The sequence below is a fragment of the Niveispirillum lacus genome (genome assembly GCF_002251795.1).
Classification (GTDB): Bacteria; Pseudomonadota; Alphaproteobacteria; order Azospirillales; family Azospirillaceae; genus Niveispirillum; species Niveispirillum lacus.
On the sequence record NZ_NOXU01000031.1, the window covers coordinates 146,232 to 165,497 of the forward strand.

The following is a 19,266-nucleotide window of genomic DNA, read 5'->3' on the forward strand; positions in this document are numbered from 1 at the left end:
GGTCAGTCGCCTCCCTTGTTCAGGGTGGCCAGCTTATCCAGCTCGCCTGGCAGGGCATTGGCCCATTGTGTAATGGTCCCAGCCCCCAAGCAGACCACCATGTCGCCAGGCTTGGCCATCTCTGAGATCAGGCTGGGCAGAGCTGCGGGACTGGCCAGGGCCGTCACGTTGCGGTGGCCACGCACGCGCAAGCCTTCAACCAGATCATCCCTGGACGCGCCGTCAATGGGCTGTTCTCCGGCCGCGTAGACATCGGCTACGACCACGGCATCGGCATCGTTGAAGCAGGTGCAGAATTCCGCGAACAGGCTTTGCAACCGGGTGTAGCGATGGGGTTGCACCACGGCGATGGTGCGGCCTGTCCCGGCCATGCGCGCCGCCTTCAGGACCGCGGAAATCTCCACCGGATGGTGACCGTAATCATCAATGACGACCACACCATTGCTTTCACCTGTCTTGGTGAAGCGGCGCTTCACGCCCGTGAACTTGGCGTAAGAGGCGCGGATACTGTCATCGCTAATGCCCAGGCTAATGGCGACGGCGATAGCGGCCAGGGAATTCTGCACATTATGCAGACCGTACATGGGCAGGTGGATGCCGGTAATGGTCCGCGCCTCGCTGGCGGCCCGTTCGGTCAGTTCCACGTCGTAATAGCAGCCGGATGTGCTGGTTGCGATATTGACGGCACGCACATCGGCCTGCGGGCTGAACCCATAGGTCACGACCCGGCGATCGACGCGGCCCAGCATAGCCTGGACCTCGGGATGGTCGATACAGAGTGCAGCAAAGCCATAGAAGGGGATATTCTCGACAAACCGGTCGAAGGCCTTTCGTTCCTCCTCGAACGTCCCGTAATGGTCCAGGTGTTCGGGGTCCATATTGGTGACGATACCGATGGTGGAGGGCAGCTTGGTGAAGGTGCCATCGCTCTCATCGGCCTCCACCACCATCCAATCGCCGCTGCCCAGCTTGGCGTTGGTGCCCAGCGAATTGATGATGCCGCCATTGATGATGGTCGGGTCCATGGCCCCGCCTTCCAGCAGAGCCGCGACCATGCTGGTCGTTGTGGTCTTGCCATGCGTGCCGGCCACCGCGATGGACCATTTCAGGCGCATGAGTTCGGCCAGCATCTCTGCCCGGCGGACCACCGGAATCATACCGGCGCGTGCGGCCACGACCTCCGGATTATCTTTCTTCACGGCGGACGAGATCACCAGAACAGCAGCGTCACCCAGGTTCTCCCCCCTGTGGCCGATCTCCACCTTGATGCCCAGCTTGCGCAGGCGCTGAACATTGTAATTGTCGGCCATATCGCTGCCCTGAACGGCATAGCCCAGATTGTGCAGCACCTCCGCGATGCCGGACATGCCGATACCGCCGATGCCGACGAAATGCAGGGTTCCGATATTCAGCGGCAAAGCCCGCATGTCTCAAACTCCAAGGCGACGGGTAATGGTGGAATAATCATGGTGGAGGCGGGGAGCGATTTTCTGTTCCTGACGTGAAACAACGTCCCTGCCTGGGAGATTCTGTGGTTGCGGCAGGCTGAAGCGTCGACGGGTAAGCCCCCCCAGTAACTGCGGGAATTCGCGCTCCAGTTCCGCCAATGTCCGTTCGGTCAGGACCATGCTCATACGGTTTCTCCCCTTACCAATCGGTCAACAGCATCGGCCAGAAGTTCGGCAGCATCCGGTATGGCCCAGGCCGCCGCAGCCTTCGCAGCCTGGGTCAGGCGGGCTGGATCGGCCAGAAAAGCAGACAATTGTTCCGCTACCGCAATTGGTGTGAATTCCTGCTGCGGTAACAGCCAAGCACCCCCGGCATCCACCAGCGACAAGGCGTTCGCAGTTTGGTGATCATCCATGGCATACTGGTACGGCACGAGCAGGGAAGGTCGTCCAACCACAGAGAGTTCGGCAACTGTTCCGGCACCGGAACGGGCGATCATCATGTGGCACCCTGCCAACTTGGCAGGCATGTCCTTGAAGAAGGTGGCCAGTTCCGCCTCCACGCCCATCACGGCATAGGCGTTGCGGGCGTCTTCGATATTCTCCGACCGGGCCTGCTGTACGATCTTCAGGCGGTAGCGCACATCCTCGGGCAGCATTTCCACCGCACGCGGCAGCACGGCGCCAAAAATCGCTGCACCCTGGCTGCCGCCGGTCACCAGCAGATTGAGCGGCCCGCCCGCATAGGGTGACGGGTAGGGCGCATCACGCAGGGCCAGGATCTCGGCGCGGACGGGGTTGCCGGTACGGATGATACGCTTGCCATCCACCGGTGGCAGGCCGGCGACGGTGGGGAAGCTGGTGCAAATCATCCGCGCCTTGGCGGCCAGCAACCGATTGGCCCGCCCTAACACGGCATTCTGTTCATGCAGCAGGGTGGGTATGCCCGCCGACTGCGCGGCGAAGACCGTCGGCAGCGAGGGGTAGCCGCCAAACCCAACCACCAGCGCCGGATTCAGATCACGCAACAGAGACCGCGCCTGAGCGGTGCCCACCACCAGTTCCACCACCATGCGCAGCTTGCCCATGATACCGGGCGCTGATGTCGCGGCGCGAATACGTTCCACCCGCACATCGGGGAGATTGTCGCCAAAGGCCTTGCCACGTTTGTCGGTGACCAGAATGACCGAATGCCCGCGCGCGATCAGCGTGCGGGCAAGCGCCTCTGCCGGGAACATGTGGCCGCCGGTGCCGCCAGCCGCCAGGATGATAGGGCGCCGTCCGGTCATAGCGCCTCTCCCGGTCCGAAACGCTTGCGGGTCAAGGCCAGGACCATGCCCATACCGATACCCAAGGCGATCAGCGAGGAGCCGCCGTAGGAGATGAAGGGTAGGGTCATGCCCTTGGTCGGCATCAGGTGCAGGGCGGACCCCATATTGATCAGCGCCTGCAGCCCGAACTGCATGGTCAAGCCACTGGCCGCCAGCATCACAAACAGGCTGTGGTCGTTGGCAGCGCGGGCAAAGCTGCGCAGGACCACAAAGCCGAACAGGCAGATGATGATCATGCAGGTGATCATCCCCATTTCTTCGCCTGCGACCGAAAAGATGAAGTCGGCATGGCTATCGGGGATGGACATCTTGACCGTACCTTGGCCCGGCCCGGTGCCCCAGATGCCCCCCTTCTCGAACGCTTCCAGGGAGCGGGCGACCTGATAATTGTCACCGGCGGCCGGATCCAGGAACCGGTCAATTCGGCTTTGCACATGCGGGAACAGGAAGTAAGCGCTGACCAGGCCGCCGATACCCATCACCACGCAGGAGGCCACGAAGACAATAGGCAGGCCCGCCAGGAAGAACTGGCCGAAGAAGATACAGGTGATGACAAACGTTTGACCAAGGTCGGGCTGGCTCATCAGCAGCAGGACGATCAGAGCATACAGGCCCACAACGACCGGAATACCCGGCACATTTTCCTGCGTGCGGTGCAGGGCGAACAGCCAGGCAGCGACGACGGCAAAGGCCGGCTTGAGGAATTCTGACGGCTGAACTGACAGACCCGGCAATTGCAACCAGCGGGTGGCACCCTTGATCTCCATGCCGATGAACAAGGTCAAGAACACGCCCAATGTCGCCGCCAGGAACATGCCGACGGCCAAGCGCCGTACCCCGCGCGGTGACAGCAGCGAGACGCCGACCATCAAGCCCAGCGACGGCACCAGCACCAGCAGATGTTTTTCAATGAAGTGGAAACTGTCGGTGCCGATGCGCGTGGCGACAGCCGGGCTGGCTGCCTGTACCAGGACAACACCAATTGTGGCGATCAGGATCACCGCGGCCAATGTCCAGCGGTCAACCGTCCACCACCAGCGGCCGAGAACTGAATGATCAGTGCGGGAGAAAGACACCATGATCAGACCGTCTCCCCTGTGCTTAAGGCCCTGACATGGCCTGTGAAATCGTCACCGCGGACTTCAAAGTTCGGATACTGGTCAAAACTGGCGCAGGCCGGGGAAAGCAGGACAACCGGATGGTCGCGCTTTTCCAGCCTTGCATGAGCAAAGGCTTCCTTGACGGCCACGTCCATTGTGCCGCAACGCATATGTGGCACCCCCCGCGCGCTCAGCCATCGGGCGAAATCCTCGGTCGCGTCGCCGATCAGGAAGGCATAGGCGATCGAGGCCATGAAATCGTCCAGCCCGTCCAGGCCCGTATCTTTGGCCTTGCCGCCCAAGATCCAGTAGATGGGCTGGTAACAGGCCAGCGCTTTGGCTGCGGCGTCGGCATTGGTGGCCTTGCTGTCATTAATGAAGCGGACGCCGTCAATGGTGGCGACCAGGCTCTGGCGATGGGCCAAGCCGGGGAAGGTGCGCAAGCCATCCAGAATGTCAGCATGGCTGATCCCGACAGCCCGTGACAGGGCATAGGCAGCGGCAGCATTCTGCCAGTTGTGACGGCCCGGCAGGGCCGGCAGGGTCCGCAGGTCGGTAACGGGATGATGATGCCCGCCCCGGTCATCGACCAGGATGCCATTCTCCACCCCGATGCCGCCACTAACGGGACCTTCGGCACTGATCCGGATCACCTTGCCGGGGAAGTCGCTGTCCAGTTCCAGGGCCATTCTGGCACAACGCGGATCGTCGATGCCGATCACAGCGACCTGGGTGCCCGTTGCCATTCCCTTCTGGAAGATCCTCTTCTTGGCAGCGATATAGCCATCCATGCCGCCATGGCGGTCGAGATGGTCCGGCGTGATGTTCAGCAGGACCGCCGCGTCAAAGCCCAGCGAGGGCGTGAGTTCCAACTGATAGCTGGACATTTCCAGCACATAGACCCCGTCGGCGCCCAAGGGCTCGAACGACAGGGCCGGAATGCCGAGATTGCCGCCCACCTGCGTCGGCCGGCCCGTGCCGGCGATGATGTGGGCCACCAGCGAGGTGGTGGTGGATTTGCCGTTGGTGCCGGTGATGCCAAGATAGGTCGCGTTGGTCTGGGCCTGCCGCAGCAGTTCAATGTCGCTGATGATCGGTACAGCTGCGGCCTTGGCTTTGGCGGCGACGGGATTGGGCGTCGGATGGGTGTGGGGGATGCCAGGCGACAGAACCAAGGCGTCAATGCCGGCAAAGTCGGTGTCGTGCAGGTTCGTCAGGTCGATCCCGGCTTCCGCAGCGGCCTTCTGCCCGCCGACACCATCGTCCCAAGCCAGAAGCACGGCCCCGGCCGCCTTCAAGGCGCGGGCCGCCATCAGGCCTGACCTGGCCAGACCCATCACCGCGATCCTGCGACCTTTCAGATGGCCAAGATCAATCATCGACGCCCTCAACGCAGCTTCAAGGTGGACAGGCCGATCAGTGCCAGGATGACGGCAATGATCCAGAACCGGATGACGACGGTCGGTTCAGACCAGCCTTTCTTTTCAAAGTGATGGTGGATGGGCGCCATTCGGAACACCCGTTTGCCCGTCAGCTTGAACGATGCGACCTGGATCATGACCGATAGGGCCTCCAGCACGAACAGGCCGCCGACGATGGCCAATACCAGTTCATGCTTGGTGATGACCGAGATTGCACCCAGGGCTCCGCCGACCGAGAGCGAGCCTGTGTCGCCCATGAACACCATGGCGGGTGGTGCGTTGAACCACAGGAAGCCCAGGCCCGCCCCGACCAGCGCGCCGCAGAACACCGCCAACTCGCCCGTACCCGGTACGTGGTGGATACCCAGATAGTTGGAAAAGATGGCATTGCCTGACAGATACGCAATCAGGCCAAAACAGGCAGCCGCGATCATGATCGGTACGGTTGCCAGCCCATCCAGCCCGTCCGTCAGGTTGACGGCGTGGCTGGACCCGATGATGACGACGATGGCAAATGGCACATAGAACCAGCCGAGCTGGATCAGCAGATCTTTGAAGAAGGGCAGGGCCAGGCCCGTCCCCATCTGCCAGGGCGTGACCATCAGGTACCAGGCGGTCGCAACTGCGGCCACGACCAGGGTCGCCACCAGTTTCACCTTCGACGACAGGCCCTTGGTGTTGCGCTTGGTCAGCTTCAGATAATCATCGCCGAACCCGACCAAACCAAACCCTACCGTGACCAGCAGCACGATCCAGGTATAGGTGTTGGTCAAATCGACCCACAGCAGCGTGGAGACGATCAATGCGATCATGATCATCAGGCCGCCCATGGTGGGCGTACCCTTCTTTTTCAGATGCGTTTCCGGGCCGTCCGTGCGGATTGGCTGACCCTCGCCCTGCTTGGATTTCAGCCAGCGGATGACGCGCGGCCCGATGACGAAGCTGATGATCAGCGCCGTCATCACGGCCCCGCCCGTCCGGAACGTGATGTACCGGAACAGGTTGAAGATCTGGAATTCGTCCGCCAGAGGGTAGAGCAGGTTATACAGCATCGTTATCTCTCGGTTGCTCTGCCGCCTTATGCCCGGCGGCGTTCCCTTGCGGGTTATTATTCTGTTGTGTGCGGTCCAACGCCCTCAACGCCTCCACCACCAGCGCCATGCGGCTGCCGGCGGACCCTTTGACCATCAAGGCGTCGCCGGGTTTCACAGCGGCGATGACCAACGGGGCCAGGGTGGCGCTGTTGGGTGTATGCGCGCCGCGCTTGTCGGCGGGCAATGCGTCAAACAGATGGCGCATATGGGGACCGCAGCAGAAAATCAGATCGGTACCGGCCTTCACGAACGGTTCCGCAAGACCGGCATGCATCGAAGGCGCGTGCTCGCCCAGTTCGCGCATGTCGCCCAGAACGGCGATGCGCCGGCCCCCGGTCCCCAGTTCTGCCGCTCCCAGAACGCCCGCGGCGGCGGCCACGGAGACGGGCGAGGCGTTATAGCTTTCATCGATCAGCGTGAAGGCGCCGCCAGCAATCTCAATAGCCCGGCGCTGCCCGCGCCCCTTGATCGGGGCCAGACCGGCCAGCGCTTCCGCCGCCTCTGCGACATCCCCGCCTGCTGCCTTCACGGCCAGCAGGACGGCCAGCGAGTTCACCGCATGGTGTTTGCCGGGCAGGGGGATGGTGTAGGTGAGGTCGATCCCATCAATGCGGGCCGTCACCACGCCATGGTCGGCATAGCCCCGATAATCCAGCAACCGCCCATCCGCACCTTCATGCGTGCCAAACGACTGAATACGCGTCAGGCCCTGCGTGCGGGCAGCAGCCAGAAGGCGTGCATAATGGGCATTGTCACGCGGCAAGATGGCGGTGCCGGCAGTATCCATGCCCTCGAAGATCTCGGCCTTGGCATCGGCGATATGCTCGACACTGGCGAAGAATTCGATATGGACGGCTTCAACCGTCGTAATGATGGCGATATCGGGCCGCACCATGCGCGACAAGGGACCGATCTCCCCGGCATGGTTCATGCCCAGTTCGAACACCCCGAACTGGCTGTCAGCGGGAAAGCGCGACAGGGACAGGGGCACGCCCCAATGATTGTTCAAGGACCCGACGGTCGCAAAGGTTTTGCCCTGGCTGTCCAGGGCAACCTTCAGCGCCTCCTTGGTGCCCGTCTTGCCGACCGACCCGGTGACAGCGATGATCCTGCCGCCGGCGCGTACCCGGCCCATCCGGCCCAGGTCCTGCAGGGCCAGCATCGTGTCATCCACCTTGATCAGGCGGGCATCACCTTCCAAGCCCTTGGGGATCTCAGCCACGATAGCGCCGGCCGCCCCCAGGCTCAGGGCGTGCGCAACAAAGGCATGGCCGTCGAAATTCGGTCCCTTCAGGGGGATGAACAGATCACCCTTGGCAATGGTGCGGCTGTCAATGGACACGCCTGTAACGGTCCAGGCAGCATCGCCCAGCGCCTTGCCATTGCAGGCCGCCGCCACTTCATTGCCAGTCCACAGGATGTCTGACATCCCACACCCACCCTTCAAAAGGCACCAGACCCAAACTCACGCCGTCGGCATAGAGGAACGACCTTCTGCCAGTCCTTTAAGCCCCTCAGTCGCCAGCGCCCCCACCCGTGGGCTTTGGCTTACGCGGCACGGGCCCGCGCGGCGGCGGTCGCCGCCATGCCATCGGTCAGACATTCCGACCGCTGGCATCACAGACCCGCCACGACCTGACGTGCCACGCTGGCATCATCGAAGGGACGGACCTCCGTCCCCACGATCTGCCCCTGCTCATGCCCCTTGCCGGCGATGATCAGCACGTCGCCTGGCCCCAGTTCGCCGATGGCTACCGCAATGGCCTTGGCCCGGTCATCCACTTCCAGGGCGCCAGGACAGGCCGCCATGATCGCGGCCCGGATTGTGGCCGGGACCTCACTGCGCGGATTGTCGTCGGTAACGATGCAGCGGTCGGCCAGCTTGGCCGCGATGGCGCCCATCATGGGCCGCTTGCCCGTATCCCGGTCGCCGCCGCAGCCAAACACGACCGACAGCTTGCCATGCGTATGCGGTCGGGCCGCGCGCAAAACCGTCTCCAACCCGTCCGGCGTGTGAGCGTAATCCACATAGACCGCCGCACCGTTCTTGGGGGTTGCAACCCTCTCAAGCCGGCCGCGCACGCCCGTCAGTATGGCAAGCTGGTCAGCGGCCTTGTCCGCATCCTCACCGGTGCCGATAGCCAGACCCAGGGCGCACAGCGCGTTCCACACCTGGAACCGCCCGACCAGCGGCATTTCCACGGTCCGACGCTTCCCGAAAATCTCCAACTCCAGACGCTGCCCATGGGGCAGGGGCGTCACGTTGATGACGCGCAGTTCCCGGCCCGCCTCGCCAAAGCTGATAACCGTTTGCTTGCGGGCATGGGCACAGGCGGCGATCTGGTCGAATTCCGGGATGTCGGCATTGATGACGGCGGTCGCCCCCTTGGGCATCACGCGGTCGAACAGCATCAGCTTGGCCTTCAGATAGGCCTCCATGGTGCCGTGATAATCCAGATGGTCGCGTGTCAGATTGGTGAAACCGGCCGCGGACACCAGCACCCCGTCCAGCCGGAACTGATCCAGCCCATGGCTGGAGGCTTCCAGCGCCAGATGGGTGACGCCAGCCCTGGCGACATCGGCCAGGGTCGCGTGCAGCGCCACCGGGTCGGGTGTGGTCAGGCTGTCGGTTTGCGGGAAGCCAGGGGCGACAAGACCCAGCGTACCCATGGCGCCGGCCTTATGGCCTATACCGGCCCAGATCTGGCGCGTGAACTGCGCCGTACTGGTCTTCCCATTGGTGCCGGTTACGGCGGCGATCCGTGAAGGCTGCTCCCCGGAAAAGGAGGCCGCCAGCAGGGCCAGACGCCGGCGGGGATTGGCATCTTCGATCAGGGTCACATGTTCGGCACCGGCGGGCAGGCTGGTGCCCTTGGGCGCCAGAATGGCAACGGCCCCAGCGGCGACGGCGTGCGGAATGAAATCACGCCCATCACGCAGTGTGCCCGGCAACGCGGCGAACAGCGTTCCGGGCACGACCTTGCGGCTATCCGCCGTCAGGTTGGTGATGGGTGGGTCGCGTTCCAGCGCCAGCGCCGATACCGCCAGTTCTGTGCGTGATGCCATGATCTCCGACAGCCTTTTCATCAATCGCGATCTTCCCCGGAAGTCATGGTGACGGGGATTGCCGCCACTTGGGCACCCGTGCCGCTGCCGGGCGCCGGCGGGGGACGGATGGCCAGGGCCTGAATGATCTCCGGTGCATTGGCGTCCTGCGGCTTCACACCCAGCAGCGGGCCGATCTGCGCCACGATATTGCCCACGGTCGGCGCGGCGACCCAGCCCCCGGTGGCAAAACCGAAGGTCTTCTTGGTGCCCTTAGGCTCATCCACCATCACATAGATGGCGTAGCGCGGATCATTCATGGGGAACGCGCCAGCAAAGCTGGAGATGCGGGCATTGGCAGCGTAGGAGCGACCTTTGACCTTATCAGCCGTACCCGTCTTTCCCCCCACAAGATAGCCGGCGGCATCAGCCTTGGTGGCGGTCCCTTCGGTGACCACCAGGCGCATCAGCTTGCGAACCTGGTCCGACGTCTTTTCGGAAATGATACGCGTGCCGGGAATCTCGTTGACATTATCCCGCACCAGCAATGTGGCCGGATGCATGACGCCGCCATTAACGGTACCGCCGACGGCGGCCATCAGGTGAACCGGGCTGACCGACATGCCATGACCAAAGCTGATGGTCATCATGTTCACTTCACGCCACGGGTTGGGCACCATGGGCCAACCGCGTTCAGGGACTTCCAGGTTGGCCTGGCGCAGGAAGCCCAGCTTGGCCATGAAGTCCTTCTGCGCCTGCGGGCCAACCTCCATTGCCATCTTCACCGAACCGATATTCGACGAGTGCTTGAACACGTCGGCCACATCCATCCACTTATTCTCCGGATGGAAGTCGCTGATGGTGAAGCGACCGATGCGGATGGGCCGTGTCGCATCGAACATGTCGTTCATATGGACCTGGCCGGATTCCAGGGCCATGGCCGTGTTAAAGATCTTGAAGGTGGACCCCATTTCATACACGCCCAGCGTGTTGCGGTTGAACCGGGGATCCGTATCCTGTTCTTCCTGCGGCGGCGGCGGGGCATGCGGGTCGAAGTCGGGAACAGACACCATGCCCAGGATTTCACCGGTCTTCACATCCATGACCATGCCGGCGGCACCGATGGCGCGGAACTCCTCCACCGCGTTCACCAGTTCCTTGCGCAGCACATGCTGCAACCGTACATCGATGGACAGGCGCAGCGGCTCGTCGTTTTCCTTCAGACGGGTGTCAAAGGCCTGCTCGATACCCATCAGACCGTTATTGTCCACGCCGCTGAACCCGACGACATGGGCGGCCAGATTACCCTGCGGATAGACGCGGCGCTCCTCGCGCTGGAAATTCAGGCCGGGAATGCCCAGACGGAAAATCTCCTGCTGCTGGCGGGGGCTGAGATTGCGTTTGATCCAGACAAAGCGCTTGTCCGACTTCAGGTCAGCCATCAGCGCGACCGGGTCGAGTTCCGGCAGGACCCGGGTCAGATGCTGCACCGCTTCGTTGGCGTCCAGGATCAGCTTGGGATCGGCGAACAGGGACGCGGTGTGCAGGGACGTGGCCAGCAAAACGCCGTTGCGATCCACAATGTCGGCGCGGACCTGCGGCATGGTCCGCGCCGCAGCCCGCGCGACCGAGGGTTCCTTGGCTCCGCCGAAGCTCACGGTCGCATCCACCAGTTTCGCCCCGACGGCACCGAAACCGACCGTGAAAGCGGCCATCATGACAACCAGACGGGACTTGCCCATCGCCAGCGCCCCAGCGGCCCGACCATTGACGCGGATGCGGGGTTCCGGGCGACCGCTCTGACCGTGCCGGTCCCCGCCGGCCAGATCAAATCCCGTCAGGCTGTAATTGATCTCGGTCATCGCGTGGCTCCATACTTCGCCAGGATCACCGGCCCTTCGGGCTGACGGCGTGACGGGGCGGAAGGAACGGGGGGCGCCTTTGGCATCGGCGCGCGGTCGATCATGTCGGGCGCACGGCTGCCGGGTTTGCGGCTAGGGATCGGGGTGAAGGGCGGCGGCTGGTTCGGGTCCTTGTCTGGCAAACCAGCCAGATTGGCGATCTGGGCAGCGTTGGTCGCCTGTAAAAGAAGATGTTCAGCGGACAGTTTTTCCAGACGGGTCGGGTCGTTGAGATAAGCCCATTCCGCCTTGAGCACCTGAATGGCCTCCTGCTCCGACACGATGGCGCGGTTCAGGCGAGACAGTTCCTGCTCCTGCTCCTGTGCCTTGTAGCTGGTCTGGTACAGGATGCCGCTGGCGGCACAGGACACGGCGATCCAGACGATGGTGGACTTCCCGATCATGCGGCTTCTCCCTGTGCCCAGGCTGGCGCCTCGGTACGGATGGCGGTGCGCAGCCGGGCGGACCGGGCGCGCGGGTTGCGGGCCTGCTCTTCGGCACCCGGACCGGTGCCGGATTTGGACAACAGGCGGAAGGTGGGGGCAGGGCCGGTTGCGGCCGGGCCGGGCATATGGCGCGACGGGCCCGGCAAATTGCCTGACCGTTCACGCATGAAGTCCTTGACCAACCGGTCTTCCAGCGAATGGAAGGTGACAACGCACAACCGACCGCCCGGCGACAGCAGCCGTTCAGCAGCAGCCAGCGCGCGTTCCAACTCGCCCAGTTCGTCATTCACATGAATACGCAGTCCCTGGAAACTGCGGGTCGCCGGGTCGATCCCGTCCTTGGATTTCGGCACGCAGGACCGGATGACATCAGCCAGGTCGCTGGTGCGCTCAAACTTCTGTTCCGCGCGGCGCAGGACGATGGCGCGGGCCACCCGCCGGGACAGCCGTTCCTCGCCATATCGATAAAAGATATCGGCTAGCTCCGTCTCATCTGCGCTATTCACGACATCGGCCGCAGTCGGGCCGGTATTGCCCATGCGCATGTCCAGCGGCCCATCGAAGCGGAAGCTGAACCCGCGTTCCGGTGTATCAATCTGTGGTGAAGACACACCGATATCCAGAACGATGGCATCGACCTTGGTTACGCCGACCATCGCCAACAGTGCTTCCATGTCCCCGAAACAGCCATTCAGCAGGGTCAGGCGCGGTGCATAGGCCTGAATCAGTGGCTGGGCGCGTTCATGGGCAGCCGGGTCACGGTCGATCGCGAACAGGCGAATTGCGGCACTGTCCAGCAGGGCGCGGCTGTACCCCCCCGCCCCAAAGGTGCCGTCTACCACCGTCTCCCCGGTACGGACGGCCATGTCATGGACGATTTCGTTCAAAAGTACGGGGATATGGACGGGCTGGTGGCTCATCATTCCCCCTTCGCCAGGCCCTTGGCCTTGGCCAGCACAGTTGAAAGGGAGATGTTGTTGGTCCGGGCCTGTTCACGCACCGCCTGTTCGTGGGCGGCAAACGCGACCGGGTCCCACAATTGGAACGTATTGCGCCGACCGATGAAGGTTACATTCTCGGTGATTCCGGCGAAATTCATCAGGTGGTCAGGCAGGACCACACGACCCTCGGGATCCAGCGTCAATTGTGCCGACTGACCATAGACTGTGGTCTCGATCAGTTCGCGCTCATCATCCGGCATGTTCGGATTGTCCAGCGCCTCTGACAGCTTCTCCAGGTAAGACAGCGGAGCCGCATCCAGGGCGAGTGCCTTCAGCGAGGGGAAGACCACCATTTCCGTGGGCGCACCGGCTTCCAGCCCTGCCGACAAGGTCGAGCGGAAGGGAGCGGGGATAGATACCCGACCCTTCTTGTCAACCTTGTTGACATATGTGGACAGGAACAAGCCCATCACGCCCCACCTTGCTGGTGCCGCCCCGGCACCGGATTTCCCGCCGACCCCTTCAACGCCCTGTCGATCACCCCTTCCGATACGGCCATGTCGGCGGCATCATCTGGGCATGAATGGGCTGATGGTCCCTGTCATTGGGTAGGTATGGGATATCATGGGAAATCGTGGGCGGTAAAGGGGGGATAATAATCTTTCCCGCCGATTCAGCATTTTTCCACAGCCGACGACTCGATCTGTGGATAAATTGCTGAACAAGAAGATAAAGAAGTTGATTGCTCAAGATATTCTTTGTTTTTCTTGTTGAACATCGATTCGATGCCGCTGACAGATTGCAGGATATAGATTCTGGATAAGGATCAATACTTACGATTAAGCCGAACGGACAGGTTGTTTTTCTGATATTTAGAAATTTGAAATAATCCCAGATTCACGGAAGATAGATCGAATTCCGTGATATTTAAATTTCAAAGAGGCAAGCCGCGCCTATATATAGTGGGAAAAATCCCGAATATGCCCCCAAATATAGGGGGCAAGCGGACTAATCCGGTTAATTTGCTGGGGTTGTGGCTGTGATGCTGCTCACACCCTCTTTATGTTTTGTAAATATATTCACCCGAACTCGTGCGGTGCAGCAAGATAAAGAGCCAGACGGTCTGTAAGCCGGGTTCTGTCCACCGGACCATATCCCACCTGTGGATGGTATCCGGGGGATGGTCATTCCTCTGGGATGCCCATTGCTGGACACCTCGCGCAACCCACCCGGACGACAGCGCGGAAGTGCGCCTGGGCGTTGCCGCCCATGCCGTCCCTATTCGGTTTTGCTCCCGGTGGGGTTTACCATGCCAACCCTGTCGCCAGGGTCGCGGTGCGCTTTTACCGCACCCTTTCACCCTTACCGAAATCCAGTAGTCCCAAGGGGTTACTGGCGTCGGCGGTCTGCTCTCTGTGGCACTTTCCCTGGGGTCGCCCCCGCCGGGCGTTACCCGGCACCGTACTTCCGTGGAGCCCGGACTTTCCTCCCCCATGCGGGTTTCCCCATTGCATGAGAGCGACCATCCGACCGTCTGGCCGGCGGGTTGTAGGCGCTCACAGCCGGGAAAGCAACCGGGATCAGATGCCCGAGTCTCTGACCAGCGCGCGCAATGCGGCGACCGTATTGTGGTCGATGCCCTTGCCCATGCTGGTCGGCATCCAATGGCGCTGAAAGGCGGACAAGGCGGCTTCGGCGCTGTCGTCCCATGTTTTCCCATCGGCGATGTGCGCGTCCCATGAAATCCCATCCGGGGCCACGCAATAACCGAACCGCTCCAGCAATCGGGCGATCTCGTCTTTTTCCCATGCCATCCCATCGGCCGGGCGGGGGTCGGGCCACAATCCCACGCCCGCCATGGCCAGGCCCAGCCAGTCGAACAGCTCGCCCGGGTCCTGTTTGCGCGAGGGGGCAATATCGGAATGGCCGAGCACCCGATGGGCCGGTATGGGATACAGCGACAAAAGGTGCGTCGCCAGATTGACCAGGGCACGCATCTGCGCCTCCGGAAAGGGCCGGTATCCCCATTCATGGCCGGGATTGACCAGTTCGATCCCGAGGGACCGGCTGTTGATATCGCTCTCGCCGGCCCAACGGGAGGCGCCGGCATGCCAGGCACGGCGATCATCGGGAACCAGTTGGAAGATGCGGCCATCCTCCTCGATCATGTAATGGGCGCTGACCTGTGCCGCCGGATCGCACATGCGTGCCAGCGCCGATGGCCCGTCCTGCATGCCCGTATAATGGATGACCAGCATATCCGGCGGCCCCTCTATCCGGCGGGGGCCATGGTTGGGGCTGGGATGGGGGATGAGATCGCGTATCGACATCCGCTTAGGCTACCTCACACGGTGTTGCGTGCCACCACGATCTTCGGACGACGGATCAGGATGATACCGACACCGGTGATGACCAGCGCACCGCCAGCGATCAAGGCCCAGCTCATCGCCTCGCCCAACCACAGCACGCCCGACGCAACCCCGAACACCGGCACCAGCATCAGGAAAGGCACTGTCTGGTTCACGTCATATTTGCGTACCATCGGCTGCCAGATAGCGTAGGCGATGATGGTAGAGGCGATCACCATATAGGCAAGGCCGCCCCAGGCGCCCCAACTGGCACTCCGGATCTGCGCTACCTGTCCTGTCTCCAGCAGCAGAGAATAGAGCAGGAGCTGCGGTACCGCGAACAGCGCCATATAGGCGTTAAGCTGAAACGGATCGACCGTGCCCATCCATTTCACCTGGATGTTGGAGAAGCTGAACGCGGCGGCTGCCAGGACGATAAGCGCGAGATGGAAGGGATCACTTTCGCCGCCGCCGCCGCGCAGCGCAATAACCGCCACCCCGACAAAGGCAATGGCCATGCCGATCCCGCGCCGCCAGCCCAGTGTATCCTTAAAAAAATAGGCCGCCAGAAGGCTGGCAAACGGTACTTGCAGTTGGATCACGATGCTGGCCGTTGATGCCTCCGCCCCGACCATGCCATGCAGCATGAGTGGGAAATGCACGCCTCCCAGGACAAAGGAATAGGCCAGGATCTGCTTGATCTGTCCGCGCGGAAACTTAACGAAGGGCAGCAGGATGAGGGCGACAGCGGCAAAGCGCAGGGCCATCATGATCATCGGCGAAAATTCACGTAACGTGTAACGCGATACTGCGAAGTTTGTGCCCCACAGGGCCATCACGAACAACGCACCCAGCACGTGAACCGGTCTCATCTGCCGCTTCCTCAACAGGTTGGCCGCTGACCCTATCGTTTCATTGACAACCAAGGCGAACGCGCTGCCTGCCACCCTGCATTGCGCGGTGGGGATATACCCTTTGTCTGGCGCTTGTCACACCGATCACCCAAAAGAGCCATTGTGTCCCCAGCGCGCTTTCCTCTCCAATTAGGGCCAGTGAGGAGACGAGTGATGGCAGAGTTTGACGCGTACGAACTGTACATGCTGACCCTGATTAACCGTGCGCGGGCAGATCCTGTGGCGGCCGCGGCGGCATTTGGTATCGAGCTGAATCAGGGGTTGGCCGCTGGCACCATTTCCGCTGCGCCGAAGCAACCACTGGCCCCCAACAATCTGCTGGCGGCGGCTGCCGAGGCGCATAGCGACTGGATGCTGGCCACAGACAGTTTCAGCCATACCGGCGTGAATGGCTCCACCCCCGGCGACCGTATGACTGCGGCCGGCTACCGGTTTACTGGTGCCTTTACCTGGGGAGAAAATATCTCGTGGAGCGGGACGACCGGCACCATCCGCACCAGCCAGCTTGCCTCCTATATCGAACAGCAGCATCGCGGCCTGTTCCTCAGCCCCGGCCACCGTACCAATATTCTGGGTGATAACTACCGGGAGATCGGGATCAGCCAGCAATTGGGGGAAATGACCGGCTTCAACGCCTCTATGATCACCCAGAATTTTGCGGCCACGGGACAGGCCCGCTATGCGACCGGCGTGGTCTTTAATGATCTGAACGGCGATGGCTATTACAATCCTGGCGAAGGGGTCGGAGGCGTATCGATTGCGGTGAATGGCAATATCGTGGGGCAGACGAGTGCCGCCGGGGGCTATGCGGTCAGCATGACCAATGGCACCTGGACCCTGGGGTTCAGCGGCGGCGGACTGACCGGTGCCTATTACCAGACCGTGACCATGAGTGGTCTGAATGTCGGGGTGGATGCCAAGGCTGCGCTGTTCACGCCCGTGACATTCCAGTCCTGGAACAGCACGACAAACAGCTTCGTCGTCACCACGCCGACAGCCTATGCCGGCCCCGTGGCCCATCTGGACTGGCAGATGCTGGGCAGCGGCGGCGCCGATAACGTGGCCGGCAGCGATCAGGATGATTTCATGAACCTGGGCGGCGGCAATGATGCCGCCAATGGCGGTGCCGGCAATGACGTACTGGATGGTGGCACCGGGTCCAACTTCCTGATCGGTGGCGCTGGCCAGGACACTTTCTTCGCCGATGGCCGCGGTGGTCAGGCGGCCTGGACCACCATTGTTGATTTTGAAAAGGGGGAGCAGGTGAATATCTGGGGCTGGCGCCCTGGCACCAGTCGCTTCACCTGGGCCGCCGATGACGGCACCGCCGGCTATAAGGGCGCGACCCTGCATGCCGATCTGGACGCAGACGGACGCATCGATATTTCCGTCACCTTCGCCGGCCTTGCCCTGTCGGCGCTGGGCACGCCACAGGAAAGTGACGGTCTGCTGTTGCTGGTGTGACCGGGTTCAGGATCACGGTGCCCATGAAGGATGAGGGCTCTCATCCTTCATGGGCTGGCGCGTTGAGCGCCCGCGCAGCCATGCGCGCGCGAAGCCGGGCGGCCGGATGGCCGCGCCGGGCGTTTGAGGGAAAAGCGACAAGCGCCTTGCCCAAATGGCAACCCAGGCCCCCCATCCCTGGTAGCTTCCCAATGGCACCCGCATGTGTATAGTGCGGCGAACCTTTTGATCTGGGACATGGAACCAGCTTGCGCCAATGGGCGCGGGCGGGCTCGATGTCCCATAACCCGTATCTTGCGGCCCCGCCGGCCCGCGCATGGGAGAGCCAGGTTCATGTCCAGCAGTGACCGTTTCCGCGAAGCCCTGACCTTTGATGACGTGCTGCTGGTCCCGGCCGCATCAGAGGTCATGCCGGCAGAGGTTGACACCAAGACCTGGCTGACCAAGTCGATCCAGTTGGGTATTCCCTTGTTGTCGGCGGCCATGGATACGGTGACGGAATCGGCGCTGGCCATCGCCATGGCCCAGTCGGGCGGCATCGGCGTCATCCATCGCAACATGGATATCAGCCGTCAGGCCGACGAGGTTCGCGCCGTCAAGCGCTTCGAATCGGGCATGGTGGTCAATCCCTACACGCTGCGCCCTGACAATACCCTGGCCGATGCCCAGGAATTGCAGCGCCGTTATCGCTTTTCCGGTTTCCCCGTGGTGGATGATGCCGGCAAGCTGGTGGGTATCTTGACCCACCGTGACGTGCGTTTTGCCAGCAACCCGAACCAGCCGGTATCGGAGCTGATGACCAAGGATGGTCTGGTCACCGTCAAGCCGGGCGTGAGCAAGGAAGAGGCCAAGCGCCTGCTGCATCAGAACCGTATCGAAAAGCTGCTGGTCGTTGACGATGACTATCGCTGCATCGGCATGATCACGGTCAAGGATATCGAAAAGGCACAGAACCATCCCCACGCCGCCAAGGATGCCGCCGGCCGCTTGCGCGCCGCTGCCGCCACCGGTACCGGTCCCGATGGCCTGGAGCGTGCGGCCGCATTGTTCGATGCCGGCGTTGACGTGCTGGTCATCGACACGGCCCATGGCCATTCCAAGAAAGTGGCCGATCAGGTGCGCGCCGCCCGCAACCTGCCCAACTATACCCAGATCATCGCCGGCAATGTTGCCACTGCCGACGCGGCCCTGGCCCTGATCGATGCCGGTGCGGATGCCATCAAGGTCGGTATCGGCCCCGGCTCCATCTGCACCACCCGTATCGTGGCCGGCGTGGGCGTGCCGCAGTTGACGGCCATCCTGGATGTGGTTGAAGCCTGTCAGAAGCATGGCATTCCCGTCATCGCCGATGGCGGCATCAAGTATTCGGGTGATCTGGCCAAGGCCATCGCCGCCGGTGCGTCCTGCGCCATGATGGGCGGCCTGTTCGCCGGCACCGATGAAAGCCCCGGCGAGGTCATCCTGTTCCAGGGCCGGTCTTACAAGGCCTATCGCGGCATGGGCTCCGTCGGGGCCATGGCCCGTGGCTCCGCTGACCGTTATTTCCAGGCTGAAGTGTCCAACACCCTGAAGCTGGTGCCCGAAGGCGTGGAAGGTCGGGTGCCTTATAAGGGTCCGTTGGGGGCCGTGGTGCACCAGCTTATCGGCGGCCTGCGCGCCTCCATGGGCTATACCGGGTGCGCCACCATTGAAGAGATGCGCAGCAAGCCGCAATTCGTGCGTATCACCAACGCCGGCCTGCGCGAAAGCCACGTCCACGATATCACCATCACCAACGAAGCCCCGAATTACCGTCAGGGGTGAGGTTTTACGG

General features: G+C 62.3%; 16 protein-coding genes and 1 other RNA gene. 2 read left to right on the plus strand and 15 right to left on the minus strand.

Annotated elements, in window-relative coordinates; translation table 11 throughout:
• Positions 1–2: 2 nt before the first annotated feature.
• From murC to CHU95_RS16510, 15 genes are all read right to left on the minus strand, one after another.
• Positions 3–1,427, minus strand: coding sequence for a UDP-N-acetylmuramate--L-alanine ligase (murC, locus tag CHU95_RS16445; protein ID WP_094457430.1), 1,425 nt, complete (start codon positions 1,425–1,427; stop codon positions 3–5).
• A 3-nt stretch (positions 1,428–1,430) separates the two neighbouring features.
• On the minus strand, positions 1,431–1,634 hold the full coding sequence (locus tag CHU95_RS22140; protein ID WP_133065551.1) for a hypothetical protein: 204 nt from the start codon (positions 1,632–1,634) through the stop codon (positions 1,431–1,433).
• Positions 1,631–2,737 carry an undecaprenyldiphospho-muramoylpentapeptide beta-N-acetylglucosaminyltransferase gene (gene murG, locus CHU95_RS16450; protein ID WP_094457431.1) on the minus strand — a complete coding sequence of 369 codons (1,107 nt, stop codon included), beginning with the start codon at positions 2,735–2,737 and terminating at the stop codon, positions 1,631–1,633. The genes CHU95_RS22140 and murG overlap by 4 nt, the downstream gene beginning before the upstream one ends.
• Positions 2,734–3,858, minus strand: a complete 1,125-nt coding sequence (gene ftsW / locus CHU95_RS16455; protein WP_094457432.1) for a putative lipid II flippase FtsW — start codon at positions 3,856–3,858, stop codon at positions 2,734–2,736. The genes murG and ftsW overlap by 4 nt, the downstream gene beginning before the upstream one ends.
• Positions 3,859–3,860: 2 nt before the next feature.
• Positions 3,861–5,258, minus strand: a complete 1,398-nt coding sequence (gene murD / locus CHU95_RS16460; protein ID WP_094457433.1) for a UDP-N-acetylmuramoyl-L-alanine--D-glutamate ligase — start codon at positions 5,256–5,258, stop codon at positions 3,861–3,863.
• Between the two features lie 8 nt (positions 5,259–5,266).
• The gene (gene mraY / locus CHU95_RS16465) at positions 5,267–6,352 is read right to left on the minus strand and encodes a phospho-N-acetylmuramoyl-pentapeptide-transferase (RefSeq protein ID WP_094457434.1); all 1,086 of its coding nucleotides are present in this window, start codon (positions 6,350–6,352) and stop codon (positions 5,267–5,269) included.
• Entirely contained in the window at positions 6,342–7,823 is a 1,482-nt protein-coding gene (locus tag CHU95_RS16470; RefSeq protein ID WP_094457435.1) for a UDP-N-acetylmuramoylalanyl-D-glutamyl-2,6-diaminopimelate--D-alanyl-D-alanine ligase, read from the minus strand. The genes mraY and CHU95_RS16470 overlap by 11 nt, the downstream gene beginning before the upstream one ends.
• 188 nt (positions 7,824–8,011) lie before the next feature.
• Positions 8,012–9,460 carry a UDP-N-acetylmuramoyl-L-alanyl-D-glutamate--2,6-diaminopimelate ligase gene (locus tag CHU95_RS16475; protein ID WP_245838343.1) on the minus strand — a complete coding sequence of 483 codons (1,449 nt, stop codon included), beginning with the start codon at positions 9,458–9,460 and terminating at the stop codon, positions 8,012–8,014.
• A gap of 20 nt (positions 9,461–9,480) precedes the next feature.
• Positions 9,481–11,301 (minus strand): peptidoglycan D,D-transpeptidase FtsI family protein, encoded by a 1,821-nt coding sequence (locus CHU95_RS16480; protein ID WP_094457437.1) that lies wholly within the window; start codon positions 11,299–11,301, stop codon positions 9,481–9,483.
• The gene (gene ftsL, locus CHU95_RS16485; RefSeq protein ID WP_094457438.1) at positions 11,298–11,744 is read right to left on the minus strand and encodes a cell division protein FtsL; all 447 of its coding nucleotides are present in this window, start codon (positions 11,742–11,744) and stop codon (positions 11,298–11,300) included. Before ftsL ends, CHU95_RS16480 begins: the two co-directional genes overlap by 4 nt.
• Positions 11,741–12,706 carry a 16S rRNA (cytosine(1402)-N(4))-methyltransferase RsmH gene (rsmH, locus tag CHU95_RS16490; protein ID WP_094457439.1) on the minus strand — a complete coding sequence of 322 codons (966 nt, stop codon included), beginning with the start codon at positions 12,704–12,706 and terminating at the stop codon, positions 11,741–11,743. The genes ftsL and rsmH overlap by 4 nt, the downstream gene beginning before the upstream one ends.
• Positions 12,706–13,197 (minus strand): division/cell wall cluster transcriptional repressor MraZ, encoded by a 492-nt coding sequence (locus CHU95_RS16495; RefSeq protein ID WP_094457440.1) that lies wholly within the window; start codon positions 13,195–13,197, stop codon positions 12,706–12,708. The genes rsmH and CHU95_RS16495 overlap by 1 nt, the downstream gene beginning before the upstream one ends.
• 640 nt (positions 13,198–13,837) lie before the next feature.
• Positions 13,838–14,265, minus strand: an RNA gene (rnpB, locus tag CHU95_RS16500) — RNase P RNA component class A.
• Positions 14,266–14,307: 42 nt separating this feature from the next.
• Positions 14,308–15,057, minus strand: a complete 750-nt coding sequence (locus CHU95_RS16505; RefSeq protein ID WP_094457441.1) for an N-acetylmuramoyl-L-alanine amidase — start codon at positions 15,055–15,057, stop codon at positions 14,308–14,310.
• Positions 15,058–15,071: 14 nt separating this feature from the next.
• Complete coding sequence (locus CHU95_RS16510) at positions 15,072–15,947, minus strand: DMT family transporter (RefSeq protein ID WP_094457442.1); 876 nt, start codon at positions 15,945–15,947, stop codon at positions 15,072–15,074.
• Positions 15,948–16,142: 195 nt separating this feature from the next.
• On the opposite strand from CHU95_RS16510, the gene CHU95_RS16515 reads away from it, so the two are divergent.
• Together CHU95_RS16515 and guaB are read left to right on the plus strand one after the other, a co-directional pair.
• Complete coding sequence (locus tag CHU95_RS16515) at positions 16,143–17,453, plus strand: CAP domain-containing protein (RefSeq protein ID WP_094457443.1); 1,311 nt, start codon at positions 16,143–16,145, stop codon at positions 17,451–17,453.
• Between the two features lie 333 nt (positions 17,454–17,786).
• Positions 17,787–19,256 carry an IMP dehydrogenase gene (gene guaB, locus CHU95_RS16520; protein ID WP_094457444.1) on the plus strand — a complete coding sequence of 490 codons (1,470 nt, stop codon included), beginning with the start codon at positions 17,787–17,789 and terminating at the stop codon, positions 19,254–19,256.
• Positions 19,257–19,266: the final 10 nt, after the last annotated feature.

Bases quoted from the DNA above. Each gene is read 5' to 3' on its own strand.
- murD (WP_094457433.1), bottom strand. From the start codon at position 5,258: ATGATTGATCTTGGCCATCTGAAAGGTCGCAGGATCGCGGTGATGGGT.
- CHU95_RS16480 (WP_094457437.1), bottom strand. From the start codon at position 11,301: ATGACCGAGATCAATTACAGCCTGACGGGATTTGATCTGGCCGGCGGG.
- CHU95_RS16475 (WP_245838343.1), bottom strand. From the start codon at position 9,460: ATGGCATCACGCACAGAACTGGCGGTATCGGCGCTGGCGCTGGAACGC.
- ftsW (WP_094457432.1), bottom strand. From the start codon at position 3,858: ATGGTGTCTTTCTCCCGCACTGATCATTCAGTTCTCGGCCGCTGGTGG.
- mraY (WP_094457434.1), bottom strand. From the start codon at position 6,352: ATGCTGTATAACCTGCTCTACCCTCTGGCGGACGAATTCCAGATCTTC.
- CHU95_RS16470 (WP_094457435.1), bottom strand. From the start codon at position 7,823: ATGTCAGACATCCTGTGGACTGGCAATGAAGTGGCGGCGGCCTGCAAT.
- murG (WP_094457431.1), bottom strand. From the start codon at position 2,737: ATGACCGGACGGCGCCCTATCATCCTGGCGGCTGGCGGCACCGGCGGC.
- CHU95_RS16510 (WP_094457442.1), bottom strand. From the start codon at position 15,947: ATGAGACCGGTTCACGTGCTGGGTGCGTTGTTCGTGATGGCCCTGTGG.
- murC (WP_094457430.1), bottom strand. From the start codon at position 1,427: ATGCGGGCTTTGCCGCTGAATATCGGAACCCTGCATTTCGTCGGCATC.
- ftsL (WP_094457438.1), bottom strand. From the start codon at position 11,744: ATGATCGGGAAGTCCACCATCGTCTGGATCGCCGTGTCCTGTGCCGCC.
- CHU95_RS16495 (WP_094457440.1), bottom strand. From the start codon at position 13,197: ATGGGCTTGTTCCTGTCCACATATGTCAACAAGGTTGACAAGAAGGGT.
- CHU95_RS16505 (WP_094457441.1), bottom strand. From the start codon at position 15,057: ATGTCGATACGCGATCTCATCCCCCATCCCAGCCCCAACCATGGCCCC.
- rsmH (WP_094457439.1), bottom strand. From the start codon at position 12,706: ATGAGCCACCAGCCCGTCCATATCCCCGTACTTTTGAACGAAATCGTC.
- CHU95_RS22140 (WP_133065551.1), bottom strand. From the start codon at position 1,634: ATGAGCATGGTCCTGACCGAACGGACATTGGCGGAACTGGAGCGCGAA.
- CHU95_RS16515 (WP_094457443.1), top strand. From the start codon at position 16,143: ATGGCAGAGTTTGACGCGTACGAACTGTACATGCTGACCCTGATTAAC.
- guaB (WP_094457444.1), top strand. From the start codon at position 17,787: ATGTCCAGCAGTGACCGTTTCCGCGAAGCCCTGACCTTTGATGACGTG.